General features: G+C 69.8%; 15 protein-coding genes. 6 read left to right on the top strand and 9 right to left on the bottom strand.

Translation table 11 applies throughout. From position 1 onward, the window contains the following. Positions 1-4: 4 nt before the first annotated feature. The 3 genes from G8A07_RS17860 to G8A07_RS17850 form a co-directional block, all read right to left on the bottom strand. A complete protein-coding gene (locus tag G8A07_RS17860; RefSeq protein WP_195793356.1) occupies positions 5-1,717 on the bottom strand; it encodes a PhoH family protein in 1,713 nt (570 codons plus the stop codon). Between the two features lie 282 nt (positions 1,718-1,999). Then, a complete protein-coding gene (locus G8A07_RS17855; RefSeq protein WP_195793355.1) occupies positions 2,000-2,479 on the bottom strand; it encodes a peroxiredoxin in 480 nt (159 codons plus the stop codon). Between the two features lie 117 nt (positions 2,480-2,596). Beyond that, entirely contained in the window at positions 2,597-2,974 is a 378-nt protein-coding gene (locus G8A07_RS17850; RefSeq protein ID WP_195793354.1) for an Mth938-like domain-containing protein, read from the bottom strand. A 99-nt stretch (positions 2,975-3,073) separates the two neighbouring features. On the opposite strand from G8A07_RS17850, the gene G8A07_RS17845 reads away from it, so the two are divergent. The 6 genes from G8A07_RS17845 to speD all read left to right on the top strand — a co-directional run bounded on the left by G8A07_RS17845 (position 3,074) and on the right by speD (position 8,989). Then, positions 3,074-4,300: a pyridoxal phosphate-dependent aminotransferase gene (locus G8A07_RS17845; RefSeq protein ID WP_195793353.1), complete on the top strand. Its 1,227-nt coding sequence runs from the start codon at positions 3,074-3,076 to the stop codon at positions 4,298-4,300. A 31-nt stretch (positions 4,301-4,331) separates the two neighbouring features. Further along, the gene (locus tag G8A07_RS17840) at positions 4,332-5,642 is read left to right on the top strand and encodes a homoserine dehydrogenase (RefSeq protein ID WP_195793352.1); all 1,311 of its coding nucleotides are present in this window, start codon (positions 4,332-4,334) and stop codon (positions 5,640-5,642) included. Positions 5,643-5,715: 73 nt separating this feature from the next. Beyond that, positions 5,716-7,110 (top strand): threonine synthase, encoded by a 1,395-nt coding sequence (gene thrC / locus G8A07_RS17835; RefSeq protein WP_195793351.1) that lies wholly within the window; start codon positions 5,716-5,718, stop codon positions 7,108-7,110. Beyond that, positions 7,103-8,323, top strand: coding sequence for a gephyrin-like molybdotransferase Glp (glp, locus tag G8A07_RS17830; RefSeq protein WP_195793350.1), 1,221 nt, complete (start codon positions 7,103-7,105; stop codon positions 8,321-8,323). Before thrC ends, glp begins: the two co-directional genes overlap by 8 nt. Beyond that, positions 8,320-8,577, top strand: coding sequence for a MoaD/ThiS family protein (locus G8A07_RS17825; protein WP_195793349.1), 258 nt, complete (start codon positions 8,320-8,322; stop codon positions 8,575-8,577). Before glp ends, G8A07_RS17825 begins: the two co-directional genes overlap by 4 nt. A gap of 13 nt (positions 8,578-8,590) precedes the next feature. Then, positions 8,591-8,989 carry an adenosylmethionine decarboxylase gene (gene speD / locus G8A07_RS17820; protein WP_195793348.1) on the top strand — a complete coding sequence of 133 codons (399 nt, stop codon included), beginning with the start codon at positions 8,591-8,593 and terminating at the stop codon, positions 8,987-8,989. On the opposite strand, the gene G8A07_RS17815 is transcribed toward speD, so the two are convergent. The 6 genes from G8A07_RS17815 to G8A07_RS17790 form a co-directional block, all read right to left on the bottom strand. After that, positions 8,937-10,553, bottom strand: a complete 1,617-nt coding sequence (locus G8A07_RS17815) for an FAD-dependent oxidoreductase (RefSeq protein WP_195793347.1) — start codon at positions 10,551-10,553, stop codon at positions 8,937-8,939. The two genes, speD and G8A07_RS17815, sit on opposite strands and share 53 nt — an antisense overlap. 4 nt (positions 10,554-10,557) lie before the next feature. Further along, positions 10,558-12,156: a polyamine aminopropyltransferase gene (locus tag G8A07_RS17810; RefSeq protein WP_195793346.1), complete on the bottom strand. Its 1,599-nt coding sequence runs from the start codon at positions 12,154-12,156 to the stop codon at positions 10,558-10,560. A gap of 42 nt (positions 12,157-12,198) precedes the next feature. After that, positions 12,199-13,176 carry a DUF3014 domain-containing protein gene (locus tag G8A07_RS17805; protein ID WP_195793345.1) on the bottom strand — a complete coding sequence of 326 codons (978 nt, stop codon included), beginning with the start codon at positions 13,174-13,176 and terminating at the stop codon, positions 12,199-12,201. A 127-nt stretch (positions 13,177-13,303) separates the two neighbouring features. Next, positions 13,304-14,275: a PA2778 family cysteine peptidase gene (locus tag G8A07_RS17800; protein ID WP_195793344.1), complete on the bottom strand. Its 972-nt coding sequence runs from the start codon at positions 14,273-14,275 to the stop codon at positions 13,304-13,306. After that, on the bottom strand, positions 14,272-14,703 hold the full coding sequence (locus G8A07_RS17795; RefSeq protein WP_195793343.1) for a PA2779 family protein: 432 nt from the start codon (positions 14,701-14,703) through the stop codon (positions 14,272-14,274). The genes G8A07_RS17800 and G8A07_RS17795 overlap by 4 nt, the downstream gene beginning before the upstream one ends. Before the next feature lie 201 nt (positions 14,704-14,904). Then, positions 14,905-15,126, bottom strand: coding sequence for a DUF350 domain-containing protein (locus G8A07_RS17790; RefSeq protein ID WP_195793342.1), 222 nt, complete (start codon positions 15,124-15,126; stop codon positions 14,905-14,907). Positions 15,127-15,233 lie beyond the last annotated feature (107 nt).

Here is a 15,233-nt window from a genome sequence, read left to right as displayed (position 1 = left end):
CGCGTCACAGCACCTCGGAGGCGAAATCCGCCAGGCGCGAACGCTCGCCGCGCGCCAGGGTGATGTGGCCGCTGTGGGCCCAGCCCTTGAAGCGGTCCACCGCGAAGGTCAGGCCCGAGCTGCCCTCGGTCAGGTAGGGCGTGTCGATCTGCGCCAGGTTGCCCAGGCAGACGATCTTGGTGCCGGGGCCGGCGCGGGTGATCAGGGTCTTCATCTGCTTGGGCGTCAGGTTCTGCGCCTCGTCGATGATGACGAACTTGTTCAGGAAGGTGCGCCCGCGCATGAAGTTCAGGCTCTTGATCTTGATCTTGCTGCGCACTAAGTCGTTGGTGGCGGCACGGCCCCATTCGCCGGCGCTGCTGTCGCCGCGTGCCAGCACCTCCAGGTTGTCGTCCAGCGCGCCCATCCAGGGGCCCATCTTCTCTTCCTCGGTGCCGGGCAGGAAGCCGATGTCCTCGCCGACCGGCACGGTGACGCGGGTCACGATGATCTCGCTGTAGCGGCGCTCGTCCAGCACCTGCGACAGGCCGGCGGCCAGGGTCATCAGGGTCTTGCCGGTGCCGGCGGTGCCGGTCAGGGTGATGAAGTCGCAGTCCGGGTCCATCAGCAGGTTCAGCGCGAAGTTCTGCTCGCGGTTGCGCGCGGTAACGCCCCAGACGGCGTTCTTCTGGTGGCCGTAGTCCTTCAGAGTGCGCAGCACCGCGGTCTTGCCGGTGATCTCGGTGACCTTGGCGTAGAGCGGCGCGGCGCCCGGCGCCTCCAGGTAGACGAACTCGTTGACCAGCAGCGAGGGCACCAGCGGGCCGCTGATGCGGTAGAAGGTGATACCGCCCTGCTGCCAGCTCTCCATGGTCTTGCCATGGCGGTCCCAGAAGTCGGCGGGCAAGGCCTGCACGCCCGTGTAGAGCAGGTCGCTGTCCTCCAGCGTCTTGTCGTTGCGGTAGTCCTCGGCGGCCAGGCCCAGCGCGCGGGCCTTGATGCGCATATTGATGTCCTTGGACACCAGCACCACCTCGCGGCCCGGCTGCTGCGCCTTCAGTGCCTGCACCACGCCCAGGATCTGGTTGTCGGCCTTGCCCTGCGGCAGGCCCTGGGGCAGCGGCGTGTCCAGCAGCTGGGTCTGGAAGAACAGCTTGCCGCCGGCCTCGCGGTGGCCGGTGAGGTCCAGCGCCAGGCCCTGGGCCATTTCCTCCAGGGTGTGGTGCTGCAGGCCGGCGGCCAGCGCGTCCAGGTCGCGGCTGACCTGGCGCACATTGCGCGCCACCTCGGTCATGCCCTTCTTGTGGCCGTCCAGCTCCTCCAGCGTGATCATCGGCAGATAGATGTCGTGTTCCTCGAAGCGGAATAGCGACATCGGGTCATGCATCAGCACATTGGTGTCGAGCACGAATAGCTTGGGCTTGCCGGCGCCGCGCGGCTTGGCCGCGGGCTTGCTGCGCGCCGCGGGTTTGGGCGCGGCGGCCGGGGCGGCGGGGCTGACCAGGGCCAGGGTGGGGCTGACGGCCGCCGGCGCGGCGACCGGCGCGGCCGCCACCTTGGGTGCGACCATCTCTTTACCGCGCGCGGCGGGGCGTTCGGCCGGGGCCAACGCAGCGGCAGGCGCCGCGGCCGGGGTGATTTTCGGTTTGGGGGGGGCTTTGCTGACCGCCAGCGTGGCGGCAAAGGCGGAGGGCTCGAGGAGGCTGGCGCGCTTGGTCGGGGGCTTGGGCAGTGGCATGAGGTGCTATGCAGGCCGTGGGCTCACGGACTGAAGGTCAAAGGCAAAAGATAGATGCCGGGCGTGAAAAAGCAAAAAGCCGCACAGCGGGCTGTACGGCTTTCTTCTTCGCTTGCGGATTCGGTTTCACGGCACCAGGGCATGGGCCGATTATGCACAAAGCCCATGACGCTCCGGCGTCAACGGGGCGCTGCGGCTTGCTGGCAACAAAGCCGGCGCGGCGAGGCTGCCGGGCCGGCTTTGCGGGGATACTGGCCAGCTTGCACCGGCGAAGGCCTGGGATCAGGCGGCTTCCTTCTGCAGCGACTTGACGGCCTTCAGGACCTCGTCCACATGGCCCGCCACCTTGATGCCGCGCCATTCCTCGCGCAGCACGCCGCCGGCATCGATCAGGAAGGTCGAGCGCTCGATGCCCTTGACCTTCTTGCCGTACATGATCTTGTTCTTGACCACGCCGAACATGTGGCAGAGTTTCTCTTCGGTGTCGGCGATCAGCTCGAAGGGCAGTTCCAGGTTCTGCTTGAACTTGTCGTGCGAGGCCATGTTGTCGCGCGACACGCCGAGCACCACGGCGCCGGCCTTCACGAAGTCCTTGTGGCGATCGCGAAACTGCATGGCTTCGGTGGTGCAACCCGGCGTGTTGTCCTTGGGGTAGAAGTACAGCACCACAACTCGACCGAGGAAGGCCTGCGGGGTGAACTTCACGCCGCCGGTTGCGAGAGCTTCAATTTCCGGGAGGGGTTTGTTGAGCGCTGGCGTCATGTGGCGTTCTGTAGTGAGTGTGCCCGGAAGGGCATAGCCGCCAATTATACGTTGAATGGCAAGTCCCGCCCGCCGGGGCTCTTGTCGCCATTGCGGGGGATTGCGGACGCCCGGCGCTCAGGCCTTCTCGATCAGCAGCGCCGCCAGCACGCTGCGGCCCTCGCTGGCCAGCACGTTGTAGGTGCGGCAGGCGGCCGCCAGGTCCATGGTTTCGACGCCGATGCGGGCCTCGATCAGGCCGCGGTACAGGGCCGGGCGGGCAAAACGCAGTTTGGCGCCGCTGCCGAACACGACCAGCTCCGGCTTGAGCGACAGGATCTGCTCGAAATGGGCCTCGCCCAGGTCTTCGAAGCGCTCGGCGCCCCAGGCCAGCACCTCGCCACGCCAGGGCACCAGCAGGCTGTGTTGGTGAGCCCGGCCGTTGACCCAGACGCTGGCGCCGTCGTGCCGTGAAATGCTGTTGCCGCCTTGCTGCTCGTCGAGTTGGAACTTCATGCTGTGCTGCTGCGGGTTCGGCCCGGGAACGGGGCAAACCCTGTGTTTAAATCGCGGGTCTTCTCTGTCCGATCCCATCCGCCATCAGGAGCGCCCGTCTTGAAGCCCATCGCCAAGTCCAGCAAGCTGGCCAATGTCTGTTACGACATCCGCGGGCCCGTGCTCGACAAGGCGCGCCAGATGGAGGAAGAGGGCCAGAAGATCATCAAGCTGAACATCGGCAACATTGCCGCCTTCGGCCTGGAGCCCCCGGACGAGATCGTGCAGGACATGATACGCAACCTGCCGGCCGCCGCGGGTTACACCGATTCCAAGGGCCTGTTCGCGCCGCGCAAATCGGTGGTGCATTACTGCCAGGAAAAGAACATCCGCGGCGTCACCGTCGACGACGTCTATCTGGGCAACGGCGCCTCCGAGCTGATCGTGATGGCGCTCAACGCGCTGCTGGACAACGGCGACGAGGTGTTGCTGCCCGCGCCCGACTATCCGCTTTACACCGCCGCGGTGGCGCTGTCGGGCGGCAACCCGGTGCATTACATCTGCGACGAGAGCAGCGACTGGTTCCCGGACATCGCCGACATCAAGGCCAAGATCACCCCGAACACCAAGGTCATCGTCGTCATCAACCCGAACAACCCGACCGGCGCGCTCTATCCGGAGAGCCTGCTGCGGGAAATCGTCGAGCTCGCGCGTCAGCACCAGCTGATCATCATGGCCGACGAGATCTACGACAAGACGCTCTACGACGGCCATGTTCACACCAGCATTGCCTCGCTGGCCGACGATGTGCTGGTGCTGACCTTCAACGGCCTGTCCAAGAACTACCGCAGCTGCGGCTACCGCGCCGGCTGGATGGTGGTCTCGGGCGAGAAGCGCCATGCCAAGGACTACATCACCGGCCTTAACATGCTGGCCTCGATGCGCTTGTGCGCCAATACGCCGGGCCAGCTGGCGATCCAGACCGCCCTGGGCGGCTACCAGAGCATCAAGGACCTGGTGGCGCCCGGCGGCCGGCTGTGCCGCCAGCGCGACCTCGCGTATGAACTGCTGAGCCAGATCCCCGGCGTCAGCGTGGTCAAGCCGAAAGCGGCGCTGTACATGTTCCCCCGCCTGGACCCCAAGATCTATCCGATCGAGGACGACCAGCAGTTCGCCTACGAACTGCTGGCCGAGGAAAAGGTGCTGATCGTGCAAGGGACGGGCTTCAACTGGAAGGCTCCCGATCATTTCCGCCTCGTGTTCCTGCCCAACTCCGACGATCTTCACGACGCGGTGGGCCGTATCGAACGCTTCCTCGCGCATTACCGCAAGCGCGCCGGACGTTGAAGAACCTAACCCAGACGAATTGAGACTCCAGATGAAAGCGATCAAAGTCGGCCTCTTGGGCATCGGCACCGTCGGCAGCGGCACCTTCCAGGTGCTGCGCCGCAACCAGGAAGAGATTCGCGGCCGCGCCGGCCGCGGCATCGAGATCGCGATGGTGGCCGACCTGGACGTGGCCCGCGCCAAGGGCATCGTCGGCGACGCCTGCGAGGTGGTCGACGACGCGCGCAAGGTCATCGCCAATCCCGAGATCGACATCGTCGTCGAGCTGATCGGCGGCTACGGCGTGGCCAAGACCCTGGTGCTGGAGGCGATTGCCGCCGGCAAGCATGTGGTCACTGCCAACAAGGCCCTGCTGGCCGTGCATGGCACCGAGATCTTCGCCGCGGCCCATGCCAAGGGCGTGATCGTGGCCTTCGAGGCCGCGGTGGCCGGCGGCATCCCGATCATCAAGGCGCTGCGCGAGGGCCTGACCGCCAACCGCATCGAATGGATCGCCGGCATCATCAACGGCACCACCAACTTCATCCTCTCGGAGATGCGCTCCAAGGGCCTGGACTTCGGCACCGTGCTGAAGGAGGCGCAGCGCCTGGGCTATGCCGAGGCGGATCCGACCTTCGACATCGAGGGCGTGGACGCCGCGCACAAGGCGACGATCATGAGCGCGATCGCCTTCGGCATCCCGGTGCAGTTCGACAAGGCCCATGTCGAGGGCATCACCAAGCTGCAGGCGGCCGACATCAAGTACGCCGAGCAGCTGGGCTATCGGATCAAGCTCTTGGGCATCGCGCGCCGCCGCGAGACCGGCATCGAGCTGCGCGTGCACCCGACCCTGATCCCGGCGCAGCGCCTGATCGCCAATGTCGAGGGCGCGATGAACGCGGTGCTGGTGCAGGCCGATGCGGTCGGCACCACGCTCTACTACGGCAAGGGTGCCGGCTCCGAGCCGACCGCCTCGGCCGTGGTCGCCGACCTGGTGGACATCACCCGTCTGCACACCGCCGATCCCGAGCACCGCGTGCCGCACCTGGCCTTCCGCCCCGACGCGATCAGCGACACGCCGATCCTGGCGATGGAGCAGGTCGCGACCAGCTTCTACCTGCGCCTGGTCGTCGCCGACCAGGCCGGCGTGCTGTCTCGCATCACCACCATCCTGGCCGAGAACGACATCTCCATCGATGCGGTGCTGCAGCGCGAGTCCGGCGAGGGCGAGAAGCAAACCGACCTGATCATCCTGACCCACGACACCGTCGAGGGGCGCATGAACAAGGCCCTGGCGCAGATGCAGGCGCTGGACACGGTGCTGGCCCCCATCGTCAAGCTGCGCAAGGAAGAACTGGCATGACTATGAGCCCCCACGCTTCGCTGCCCCCCGCGGGGGCGCGCATCTCCCTTGGGGCGGCCCGGCGGGAGATGCCATGAAGTACCTGAGCACCCGCGGCGACCGGACGGAGCGCCGCTTCTGCGAGATCCTGCTGGAAGGCCTGGCGCCGGACGGCGGGCTCTACCTGCCGGTCGCCTATCCGCAGATCGACGACGCGACCCTGACCAAGTGGCGCGGCCTCTCGTATGCCGACCTGGCCTTCGAGATCCTCAGCCTCTACATCGACGACATCCCGGCCGAGGACCTGCGTGCCATCGTGCGCCGCACCTACACGGCCGAGGTCTTCGGCACGCCGCAGATCACGCCGCTGAAGGTCCTGGAGCCCGGCCTGGCGCTGGAAGCCCTGTCCAACGGTCCCACGCTGGCCTTCAAGGACATGGCGATGCAGCTGCTGGGCCAGCTGTTCGAGTACGAGCTGGGCCGCCGCGGCGAGACGCTCAATATCCTGGGCGCCACCTCGGGCGACACCGGCAGCGCGGCCGAGTACGCGATGCGCGGCAAGCAGGGCGTCAATGTCTTCATGCTGAGCCCGAATGGCCGCATGAGCCCCTTCCAGCAGGCGCAGATGTTCAGCCTGCAGGACGCCAACATCCACAACCTCGCGGTCGAGGGCGTGTTCGACGACTGCCAGGACATCGTCAAGGCGGTCTCCAACGACCTGGACTTCAAGCGCAAGTACCGGATCGGCACCGTCAACTCGATCAACTGGGCGCGCCTCTTGGCCCAGGTCGTCTACTACTTCGCCGGCTATTTCCAGGCGACGAAGACCAACGGCGAGCAGGTCAGCTTCACCGTGCCCTCGGGCAACTTCGGCAATGTCTGCGCCGGCCATGTCGCGCGTTCGATGGGCCTGCCGATCGCGAAGCTGGTGGTCGCGACCAACGAGAACGATGTGCTGGACGAGTTCTTCCGCACTGGCGCCTACCGCCCGCGCGGGGCCGAGCACACGCACGAGACCTCCAGCCCCTCGATGGACATCTCCAAGGCCAGCAACTTCGAGCGCTTCATCGCCGACCTGCTGGGCCGCGACGGTGCGCGCGTGAAAGCCCTGTTCTCGCAGCCCGGCGGCTTCGTGCTGAGCGCGGACGAGAAGGCCCGCATCGCCGGCTTCGGTTTCGTCTCCGGCCGCTCCACCCATGCCGACCGCCTGGCGACGATCCGCCTGGCCCACCAAAAGTATGGCCAGCTGATCGACACCCACACGGCCGACGGCCTGAAGGTGGCGCTGGAGCAGCGCGAGGCCGGCACAACGATGCTAGTGCTGGAAACCGCGCTGCCGGCCAAGTTCGCCGCGACCATCCGCGAGGCGCTGGACCTCGAGCCGCCGCGCCCGGCCGGGCTGGAGCATATCGAGGCGCTGCCCAAGCGCGTCACGGTGCTGCCGGCCGACGTAAGCAAGGTCAAGGCCTTCATCGAAGCCCATGTCTGATTCGGCCGCCACGCGAGCACCGCTGCAAAGCCTCGACGAGGCGCTGCAGCGCCTCCTGGGCGCGGTGGCGTCGCTGGGCCGGGCCGAGACCGTCTCGACCTTCGACGCGCTGGGCCGCGTGCTGGCCGCCGACGTGATCTCGCAGCTGGACGTGCCGCCGGCCGACAACACTGCGATGGATGGCTATGCGCTGCGCGCGGCCGACGCCGCATTGGGCGAGCTGCCCGTCAGCCAGCGAGTGCCGGCCGGCAGCGTGCCCGGGCCGCTGCAGCCCGGCACCGCGGCGCGCATCTTCACCGGCGCGCAGATTCCGCCGGGCGCAGACTGCGTCGTGATGCAGGAGCTGTGCGAGGCCGTCGATGGCGGCGTGCGCATCAAGACCGAGCCCCAGCTCGGACAGCATATCCGCCGCCGCGGCGAGGATGTGGAGCAGGGCCGCCGGGTGCTGGCCGCCGGCCATCGGCTCGACGCCGCGGCGCTGGGCCTGGCGGCCTCGGTCGGCGCGGCCGTGCTGCAGGTGGCGGCGCGCCCGCGCGTGGCCCTGTTCTCCACCGGCGACGAGCTGGTGATGCCCGGCGAGCCATTGAAGCCCGGCGCGATCTACAACAGCAACCGCTTCACCCTGCGCGGCCTGCTGCAGGGCCTGGGCTGCGAAGTGGTCGACCTGGGCATCGTGCCCGACAGCCTGGACGCGACCCGCGCCGCGCTGCGCGAGGCGGCAGCCCGGGCCGACCTGATCATCACCTCCGGCGGCGTCTCGGTCGGCGAGGAGGACCATCTGCGCCCCGCGGTGCAGGCCGAGGGCCGGCTGGACCTGTGGCAGATCGCGCTGAAGCCCGGCAAGCCGCTGGCCTTCGGCCAGGTGCAGAACTCCTGGTTCATTGGCCTGCCCGGCAACCCGGTCTCCAGCTTCGTCACCTTCCTGCTGCTGGTGCGCCCGGTGATCCTGCGCCTGCAGGGCGCGACGGCGCTGGCGCCCAGGGGCTTCGCGCTGCGCGCCGATTTCGCCTGGCCCAAGCCCGACAAGCGCCGCGAGTTCCTGCGCGTGCGGCTCAACGAGGCCGGCGGCCTGGACCTGTTCCCGAACCAGAGCTCCGGCGTGCTGACCTCGGCGGTCTGGGGCGACGGGCTGGTGGACAACCCGCCGGGCCGGGCCATCGCGCCGGGCGATCCGGTGCGCTTCTTGCCCTTCAGCGAGCTGCTTGCCTCATGAGCCAGACGATCACCGTGCGCTACTTCGCCTCGCTGCGCGAGGCGCTGGGCCCCAGCGAGACCCTGCCGTGGCAGCAAGACCTGACCCTGGGCGCGCTGCGCGACCAGCTGCTGGCGCGCGGCGAGCCGCATGCCGCGGCGCTGGCGCGCGGCCGCGCGCTGCGCTGCGCGCTGAACCAGCAGCTCAGCAGCGAGGACGCACTGATCCCCGAGGGCGCCGAGGTAGCCTTCTTCCCGCCGGTGACCGGCGGCTGAGCGGGTTCTCGCCTTGCACGGCCTGCACCTGACCGCCGACCTGCGCGGCTGCGACCCCGCACTCGCGCCGATGCGCGATGCCCAGGCGCTGCGCGCGCTGTGCGTCGCTGCGGTGGCCGAGGCCGGGCTGGGCGCGGTGGCCGAGCTGTTCCACCGCTTCGCGCCGGCGCCGGGCCAGGAACAGAGCGGCGTCACCGGCGTTGTGCTGCTGGCCGAATCGCATCTGGCGATCCATACCTGGCCCGAGCTGGGCGGGGTGACGCTGGACGTCTATGTCTGCAATATGGGCGCGGACAACAGCGCCCGGGCCGAGGCGCTGATGGCGCGTCTGGTCGAGGCCTTCGCGCCGGCGGGCGAGGTCAGCCGGCAGGCCTGGCGGCGCGGGGCGCCCCCTTCAGCTCCCGGGCGATAGCGCTCGCCACCGTCACGCCGCGCGTGTAGGCCTCCTCGAACACCGAGTAGGCGGCCAGGTCGCTGTGCGCGAACCACAGCCCGCCGGGCTGCGGCTCGTGCAGCGCGGCCAGCGCCGGCGCGCCGCGCAGGCCCGGCACCGGGATGCTCATCGCATGGCCCCAGCGCATCAGGTCCACCCGCTCGAGCTGCCCGCCCAGGTCGGCATGGGTCGCCTGCAACTCATGCACCACCCGCTCGGCCCAGGTCGACCAGCTGTCGCTCAGCAGCGCGCCGCGCTGCGCGCGCGGCAGCGCACGGTAGGCGGTCAGCACCGTGGCGCCGGGGTCGGGCCGCAGGCTCTGGTGCATCGCGTCGACATAGCCCAGCGCGCTGCTGCCGTAGACCACGTTGTCCCAGGCTGCCGGCACGCCCAGGCGCGGCAGCAGCGGCCCCTTCAGCTGCAGGTTCGCGACCAGCCAGGGCGCGTACTGCAGGCGCGCGGCCGCCTCGCGCAGCGCCGGCGGCGGCGCCTCCAGCAGCCGGGCCGCGATAAACAGCGGCGTCGCCAGCACGACCCGGCGCGCGGCCCAGCGCTCCGGCGCATCGCTCGCCTCGTTCCAGACCGTCACCAGGCTCTCATGTCGGCCGGGGCTGACGCGCAGCACGCTGCGCCCGCCCAGCAGGCGCGCGGAGCCCAGGCCGGCGGCCAGGCGCTCGGCCAGCCAGGCATTGCCCTCGGGCCAGGTCAGCACCGCCTCGCGCTCGCCCTCGTGCTCGCCGGGGGCATGGAAGCCGTGGCGGCTGGCGAAGTAATGCAGGCCGGCCCAGGCCGAGACCTCATGGCTGTCGGCGCCGAAGTCATCGCGGCAGCAGTAGTCCAGGTACCAGCGCAGCGGCGCGGCATCGAGGCCGTGGCCGTCCAGCCAGGCGGCGAAGCTCTGCGCGTCGAGCCGCTCGTGGCCCGCGCTCCAGCGTGCGCGCCGCGTCGGCATCGCGAAGCTCAGCGTGCGGCCCGCCTCGTCGACCAGGGCCGCGAAGCGCCGGTACTGCGCCAGCACCGCGGCATCCTCGCTTGGCGGCAGCAGGCCCTCATGCCAGGCGCCCTGGTAGAACAAGCGCTCCTGCGGGCTGTGGCAGAGATGGCGCTCGTCCCAGACGGTGCGGCCCAGCTCGTGGCGCACCAGGCCCAGCTCGAACAGCAGCTCGGCCACCTCATGCGCCTCGCGGCCGGGCAGCGGCAGGTAATGCGCGCCCAGCGGGCAGGCCATGCCGGCCATGCGATGCGCGCGGCTGTTGCCGCCGGCCTGGTCCTCCAGCTCCAGCAGCGCGATGTCCTCGATGCCGGCCTGGATCAGCGCGCGGGCGCAAGCCAGGCCCGCGACGCCGCCACCGACGATCAGCACCTCGGTACGCCGCAGCGTGCCCTCGCCCGGCGCGGGCAGGGCGGCGCCGCCACGCAGGCGATGGCCGCGTTGATGCGAGGCGCCGACCCAGCCGCCTTGCAGCGGCGCCGTATCCTCGCGGCCGCAGCCTGCCAGCAGCAGGCCGCCGGCGGCACCCAGCAGAAGCTCGCGACGTTTCATCGGCTTAATGAATCTTGCCCCACTCGGCCTCGAATTCCTGGACGAGCACCTGATTCGACAGCCGGTTCACCTCGGTCGGCACGCGCGCCATGTCGGGCGGGAAGTCCAGCAGCGCGGGCAGGCCGGCGAGGCTGAGGAAGCGCAGGCCCTCGGGCAGCGCGCGCGGCGGCTGCCAGGGGCGGCGGCCGGCCAGCACGAAGCCCCATTCGCCGAAGCTGGGCACATGGGCATGGTAGGGCGTGGTCGTCAGGCCCGCGGCCTCGATCGTCGTCACCACGGTCCAGTAGCTGCGCCGCGCGATCAGCGGCGAGGTCGACTGCACGACCGCGTAGCCGCCGGCGCTCAGGTGCTGGTCGACCAGCTTGTAGAAGCTGGCGGTATAGAGCTTGCCCAGCGCGAAGTTGCTGGGGTCGGGGAAGTCGATCACGATCACGTCGAAGCGCTCCTCGCCATTGCGCTCCAGCCAGCCGAAGGCATCGGTGTTGACGACCTTCAACTTCGGCGAGCTCAGCGCCCCGCCATTGAGCCGGCGCAGCAGCGGTGTGTGCGCGAACAGGGCCGTCATCTGCGGGTCCAGCTCCACCAGCGTGACCCGCTCGACCGTCGGGTAGCGCAGCACCTCGCGCACCGCCATGCCGTCGCCGCCGCCCAGCACCAGCACCTTCTTGGGCGCGCCATGGGCCGCCATCGCCGGATGCACCAGGGCCTCGTGGTAGCGGTACTCGTCGCGCGAGTGGAACTGCAGATTGCCGTTCAGGAACAGCCGCGTGCCGGCACGGCCGTCGGTGACGACGATGCGCTGGTAGTCGCTGTGGTGCTTGAGCACGATGTGGTCGCCGTAGAAGCGGTCCTCGGCCCAGGTCGAGAGCCGCTCCGCCCCCAGCATCGCGGCGACCAGCACCGCCAGGCTTAGCAGGCAAGCCCAGACATGGCCGGCGAAGCCGCGCAGCTCGGTGCGGAACAGCCACAGCGCCCAGCAGGCCACCAGCACGTTCAGGATGCCGAAGAACACGCCGGTGCGCACCAGGCCCAGCTGCGGCACCAGCAGCAGCGGGAAGGCCAGCGCCACCAGCAGTGCGCCCAGGTAGTCGAAGGTCAGCACCTGCGAGACCAGCTCCTTGAGCGCATAGCGCTCGCTGAAGAAGCGCTTCAGGATGCGCATCACCAGCGGGATCTCCAGCCCGACCAGGGTGCCGACCAGCAGCACCAGCGCATACAGCAGCACGCGAAAGCCCAGCACCTGGTCCGGCGGCAGCAGGCTGTGCGCGGCGAACAGCCCGGCCGGCATCAGCCCGCCGATCACGCCGACCAGCAGCTCGATCCGCAGGAACTGCGCCACCAGCTGGCGCTCGACATAGCGGCTGAGCCAGGAGCCCAGGCCCATCGCGAACAGATAGGCGCCGATGATGGTGCTGAACTGCAGCACCGAATCGCCCAGCAGATAGCTGGCCAGCGCGCCGGCCGCCAGTTCGTAGACCAGGCCGCAGGCCGCGATCACGAACACGCTGGCCAGCAGCAGCAGCTCCTGCGGTGCGATGCGGGCGGTGGTTGGAGATGCAGCGGGCGTGGCGGAGGGCAGGGGCGCGGCGGGCTCAGTCGTCATGGGGCGCTAGCCTACCAGCGCCATGAGCTCTTCCAGGGCAAATCAGCGCGGCCGATCCAGCTTCACTAATCCGGCACGCAAGGCCTTGAGTTTGAGCTTCAGGCGCTGCGCGTGCTGCGGGCCCATGCGCAGCAGGACCTTCTGGCCGGTGCTCAACGCTTCGAGCGCCGGGTCTGCGAACTCGTAGCGCGGCACGGGCGGCGTGCTGCTGCCGGCACTGGCGGCGCGCGCCGGCGCGGGCTTCAGGCGCAGCGGCCCGCGCGGGCTGGGCGTGGCCAGCAGCTGGTCGATCACCTCGACGACGCGGTCGTTGAAGTGGCCGTCGGCATGGCCGGCCTCGATCCAAGCCTGTTGCAGCATCGGATAGAAGCGCCGGTACAGGCGCAGGGTCGCGGCGGTGTCGAGGCCCTCGACCCAGCGCACGAAGGGCCGGTAGCGCTCGGCGTTGGCCGTGGCCAGCCGGTCCTTGGCCGCATTGGTCTTCAGTGCGCCGGGCGTCGGCCGCAGCAGCCACAGGGTGGTCGGCGCCGGTTGCTGGCCCAGGCCGTCGACGGTCGCGACGATGCGCCGCGCCAGTGGATCGAAATAGAAAAAACGGCCGGTGGCGCGCTGGCCCAGGGCCTGGCGCGTCGCCGCCACCGCCTCCTGCGGCAGCAGGGGCGGGGCCGCCGCGGCCGCGCGGCCGCGCGTCGCGACCGGGTACTTGGGCGTGGTCGAGGCGCCGCTCGGTGCCTTGCGCTCCGGTGTCGCGGCGGCGGCTGGCGGTGTCGGAGCGGGCGCGGTGACCGCAGCCGCCGAGGCCGCAGCGGGCGGCGTGGTCGTCGGGGCGGCGGTTGTAGCCACTGGCGGCGGCGGGAGCGCGGGGCCGGGCCGGGTGACGACGCCCGAATCGCGGCTGCTGTCGCCGGCCGCTGTTTTACTGCCGTCACTGCTGCTGCTCATGCCGCCGCGCGTGGCCAGCTGCCAGGTGATCAGGCCGGCGGCCAGCAGCAGGGCGGCGCCGGCGGCGGCGACAAGCAAGGGTCGCGAAGAATTCTTCATCGCCAATGGCTGGACCATCGAACATGCTCCTGCAGGCCCCAGGGCCTGCCCGCAAAATACCATGCGCCGGGCGCGGCGCGGTGGCTCTCGGCGCGCGGTGTTGCGTTCAGCGCAGCGGTGCTGAGGATGGCGGCGCCGCGTCGAGCCGCTGCGCAAAGGCCTGGTACAGGGCCAGGCGCGGCCCGCCCAGCTCCAGCGCCCGCTGCAGCGCGGCCCGCGCCTCGACGGGGCGGCCCTGGTCCAGCAGGACCTGGGCCAGGTTGTTCCAGCCATCGGCCAGCTTCGGCTCGGTGCTCAGCGCGGCGCGGTAGGCCTGCTCGGCCGCCGCCAGGTCGGCCGCGGCATAGGCGCTGTTGCCGGCGCCCAGCAGCAGGGTCGGCTGCGCGGGCCAGCGCCGCAGCGCATGGGCATAGGCTTTACGGGCGGCCTGCTTGTCGCTGCGCTCCAGTGCGGCGATCGCCACCGCCATCGGCGCGGCCTCGGCGGTGGTCGGCAGCGTGTCGGGCGGCAGGGCCACCATGGCCCAATGGCCGCCGCGCTCCCAGGTGCGCTCGAAGGTGGCCAGCGGCATGGTCTGGTGTGCGTGGCGGCCGGAATGCAGGATCAGCTCGCCGCGCTCGCGGTCGAAGCCGATCGCCAGCGCGTAGTGCCAGACCGGGGCCACAGGCAGCGAGAGGTTCTGGAACACCAGCACCGGATGGCCGGCGGCCAGCTCCCGCAGCAGGGTCTCGAGGCGTGGCGCCAGGCGGTAGGCCACCAGGCCCTGACGCCGGCTGGCCGCCAGCAACTCCTGCTGCAGCGAGCCCTGGCGGCCCGGCAGATAGACCTGCGGCACCAGTTGCTCGGGCGTCAGCTTCAGGCCGGCGGTGCTCATCAGCATCGCCAGCGCGGCCGGCCCGCATTCATAGTCTTCCTGCGGATAGAAGCTGACGCGCGCCTCGTCCAGCAGGGCGCGCTGCGGCAGCGCGGCCGGCCAGTCCTGGCGCAGGCTCGCGGTCTGCGGCGGCAGGCTGGCGCAGCCGCCCAGCAGCAGCAAGGCCGTCAGCAGCGCCGCGCTAGCGCCGCGTGGGTAACTCACCGGATCGAGCGGGTGAAGGGGAAGACCTTGGTGAAGCCCAGGATGTCGGTCACCAGCAGGATCACGAAGACGGTGAAGATCAGGCCCAGCACCTCGCCGCCGGCGGGGGCGCTGTCGATGCGGCCGGCCAGTTCGGCCACCTCGGCCTCGGACATCGCGTCGACCCGGGCCAGCGCGGCCTCGGCGCTGACGCCCTGGCCCACCAGGGCCTGGCGCACATCGTCGCGAGCCAGGAAGCCGGCGACGCGCGCGCGTGCATCGGCGGCGGCATCGGCCGGTGCGGCGGCGGCCAGCGCCTCGGCGGCCACGGTCTCGGTCGGCACGATCACCGCATGGGCCTGCAGCGGGGCCAGGCCCATCAGGCTGCAGGACAGGCTCAGCGTCGAGGCGATGATCAGGCGGGACGGGGCGCGGCGGACGGCTTGCATGGCGTTGCGGGTGTGGAGAAAAAGGTCGGGCAGTGTAGGCACGACAAATGACCTCCCGCACCCTTCGGCGCCAAGCTTTACCGGGCTTACCTTTTGTGACCAGGGCGGCATGGCCGCCGTTCCAATCAGCCGGCCCATGCAAGACATGGGCCGTCCTTCGCAAGGCGTCGTCGAGCCCTCAGGGTTCGACTCGGTCCTTGCTCAGCCTTTGATGGCCGCCGCGACGATCATGCCGATCGAGATGCACATCGAGCCGACGACGATGGCCAGGGCCAGGTTCTTGTGCTCGACGAGCTCTTCCCAGAGCTTGTAGGGCGTGAGCTTGTCGACGATGACGAAGCTGACCCAGAACACCACGACGCCGATGATGGCGTAGAGGAAGGAACCCAGCACCACGGCGGGCTTCAGCCATTCAAGGTCCATATCAATTCCTTTTCAGATCGTTGATTACACCGCGTGGCGAAGCCCACGCGACATCCAGCGGAGCCCGAGGATCCGGCTTTGCCGGGCCTGCGGGCTCGCCCCCTTGA

It is taken from the genome of Roseateles sp. DAIF2, from assembly GCF_015624425.1.
Lineage (GTDB): Bacteria > Pseudomonadota > Gammaproteobacteria > Burkholderiales > Burkholderiaceae_C > Kinneretia.
The sequence above is the reverse complement of the archived record's forward strand: the minus strand, read 5'-3'. Positions and strand labels throughout refer to the sequence as shown.

What these genes read in the sequence shown, in the direction of transcription:
- G8A07_RS17860 (WP_195793356.1), bottom strand. Translation starts at nt 1,717, where the DNA reads ATGCCACTGCCCAAGCCCCCGACCAAGCGCGCCAGCCTCCTCGAGCCC.
- G8A07_RS17855 (WP_195793355.1), bottom strand. Translation starts at nt 2,479, where the DNA reads ATGACGCCAGCGCTCAACAAACCCCTCCCGGAAATTGAAGCTCTCGCA.
- G8A07_RS17850 (WP_195793354.1), bottom strand. Translation starts at nt 2,974, where the DNA reads ATGAAGTTCCAACTCGACGAGCAGCAAGGCGGCAACAGCATTTCACGG.
- G8A07_RS17840 (WP_195793352.1), top strand. Translation starts at nt 4,332, where the DNA reads ATGAAAGCGATCAAAGTCGGCCTCTTGGGCATCGGCACCGTCGGCAGC.
- thrC (WP_195793351.1), top strand. Translation starts at nt 5,716, where the DNA reads ATGAAGTACCTGAGCACCCGCGGCGACCGGACGGAGCGCCGCTTCTGC.
- glp (WP_195793350.1), top strand. Translation starts at nt 7,103, where the DNA reads ATGTCTGATTCGGCCGCCACGCGAGCACCGCTGCAAAGCCTCGACGAG.
- G8A07_RS17825 (WP_195793349.1), top strand. Translation starts at nt 8,320, where the DNA reads ATGAGCCAGACGATCACCGTGCGCTACTTCGCCTCGCTGCGCGAGGCG.
- G8A07_RS17815 (WP_195793347.1), bottom strand. Translation starts at nt 10,553, where the DNA reads ATGAAACGTCGCGAGCTTCTGCTGGGTGCCGCCGGCGGCCTGCTGCTG.
- G8A07_RS17810 (WP_195793346.1), bottom strand. Translation starts at nt 12,156, where the DNA reads ATGACGACTGAGCCCGCCGCGCCCCTGCCCTCCGCCACGCCCGCTGCA.
- G8A07_RS17795 (WP_195793343.1), bottom strand. Translation starts at nt 14,703, where the DNA reads ATGCAAGCCGTCCGCCGCGCCCCGTCCCGCCTGATCATCGCCTCGACG.
- G8A07_RS17790 (WP_195793342.1), bottom strand. Translation starts at nt 15,126, where the DNA reads ATGGACCTTGAATGGCTGAAGCCCGCCGTGGTGCTGGGTTCCTTCCTC.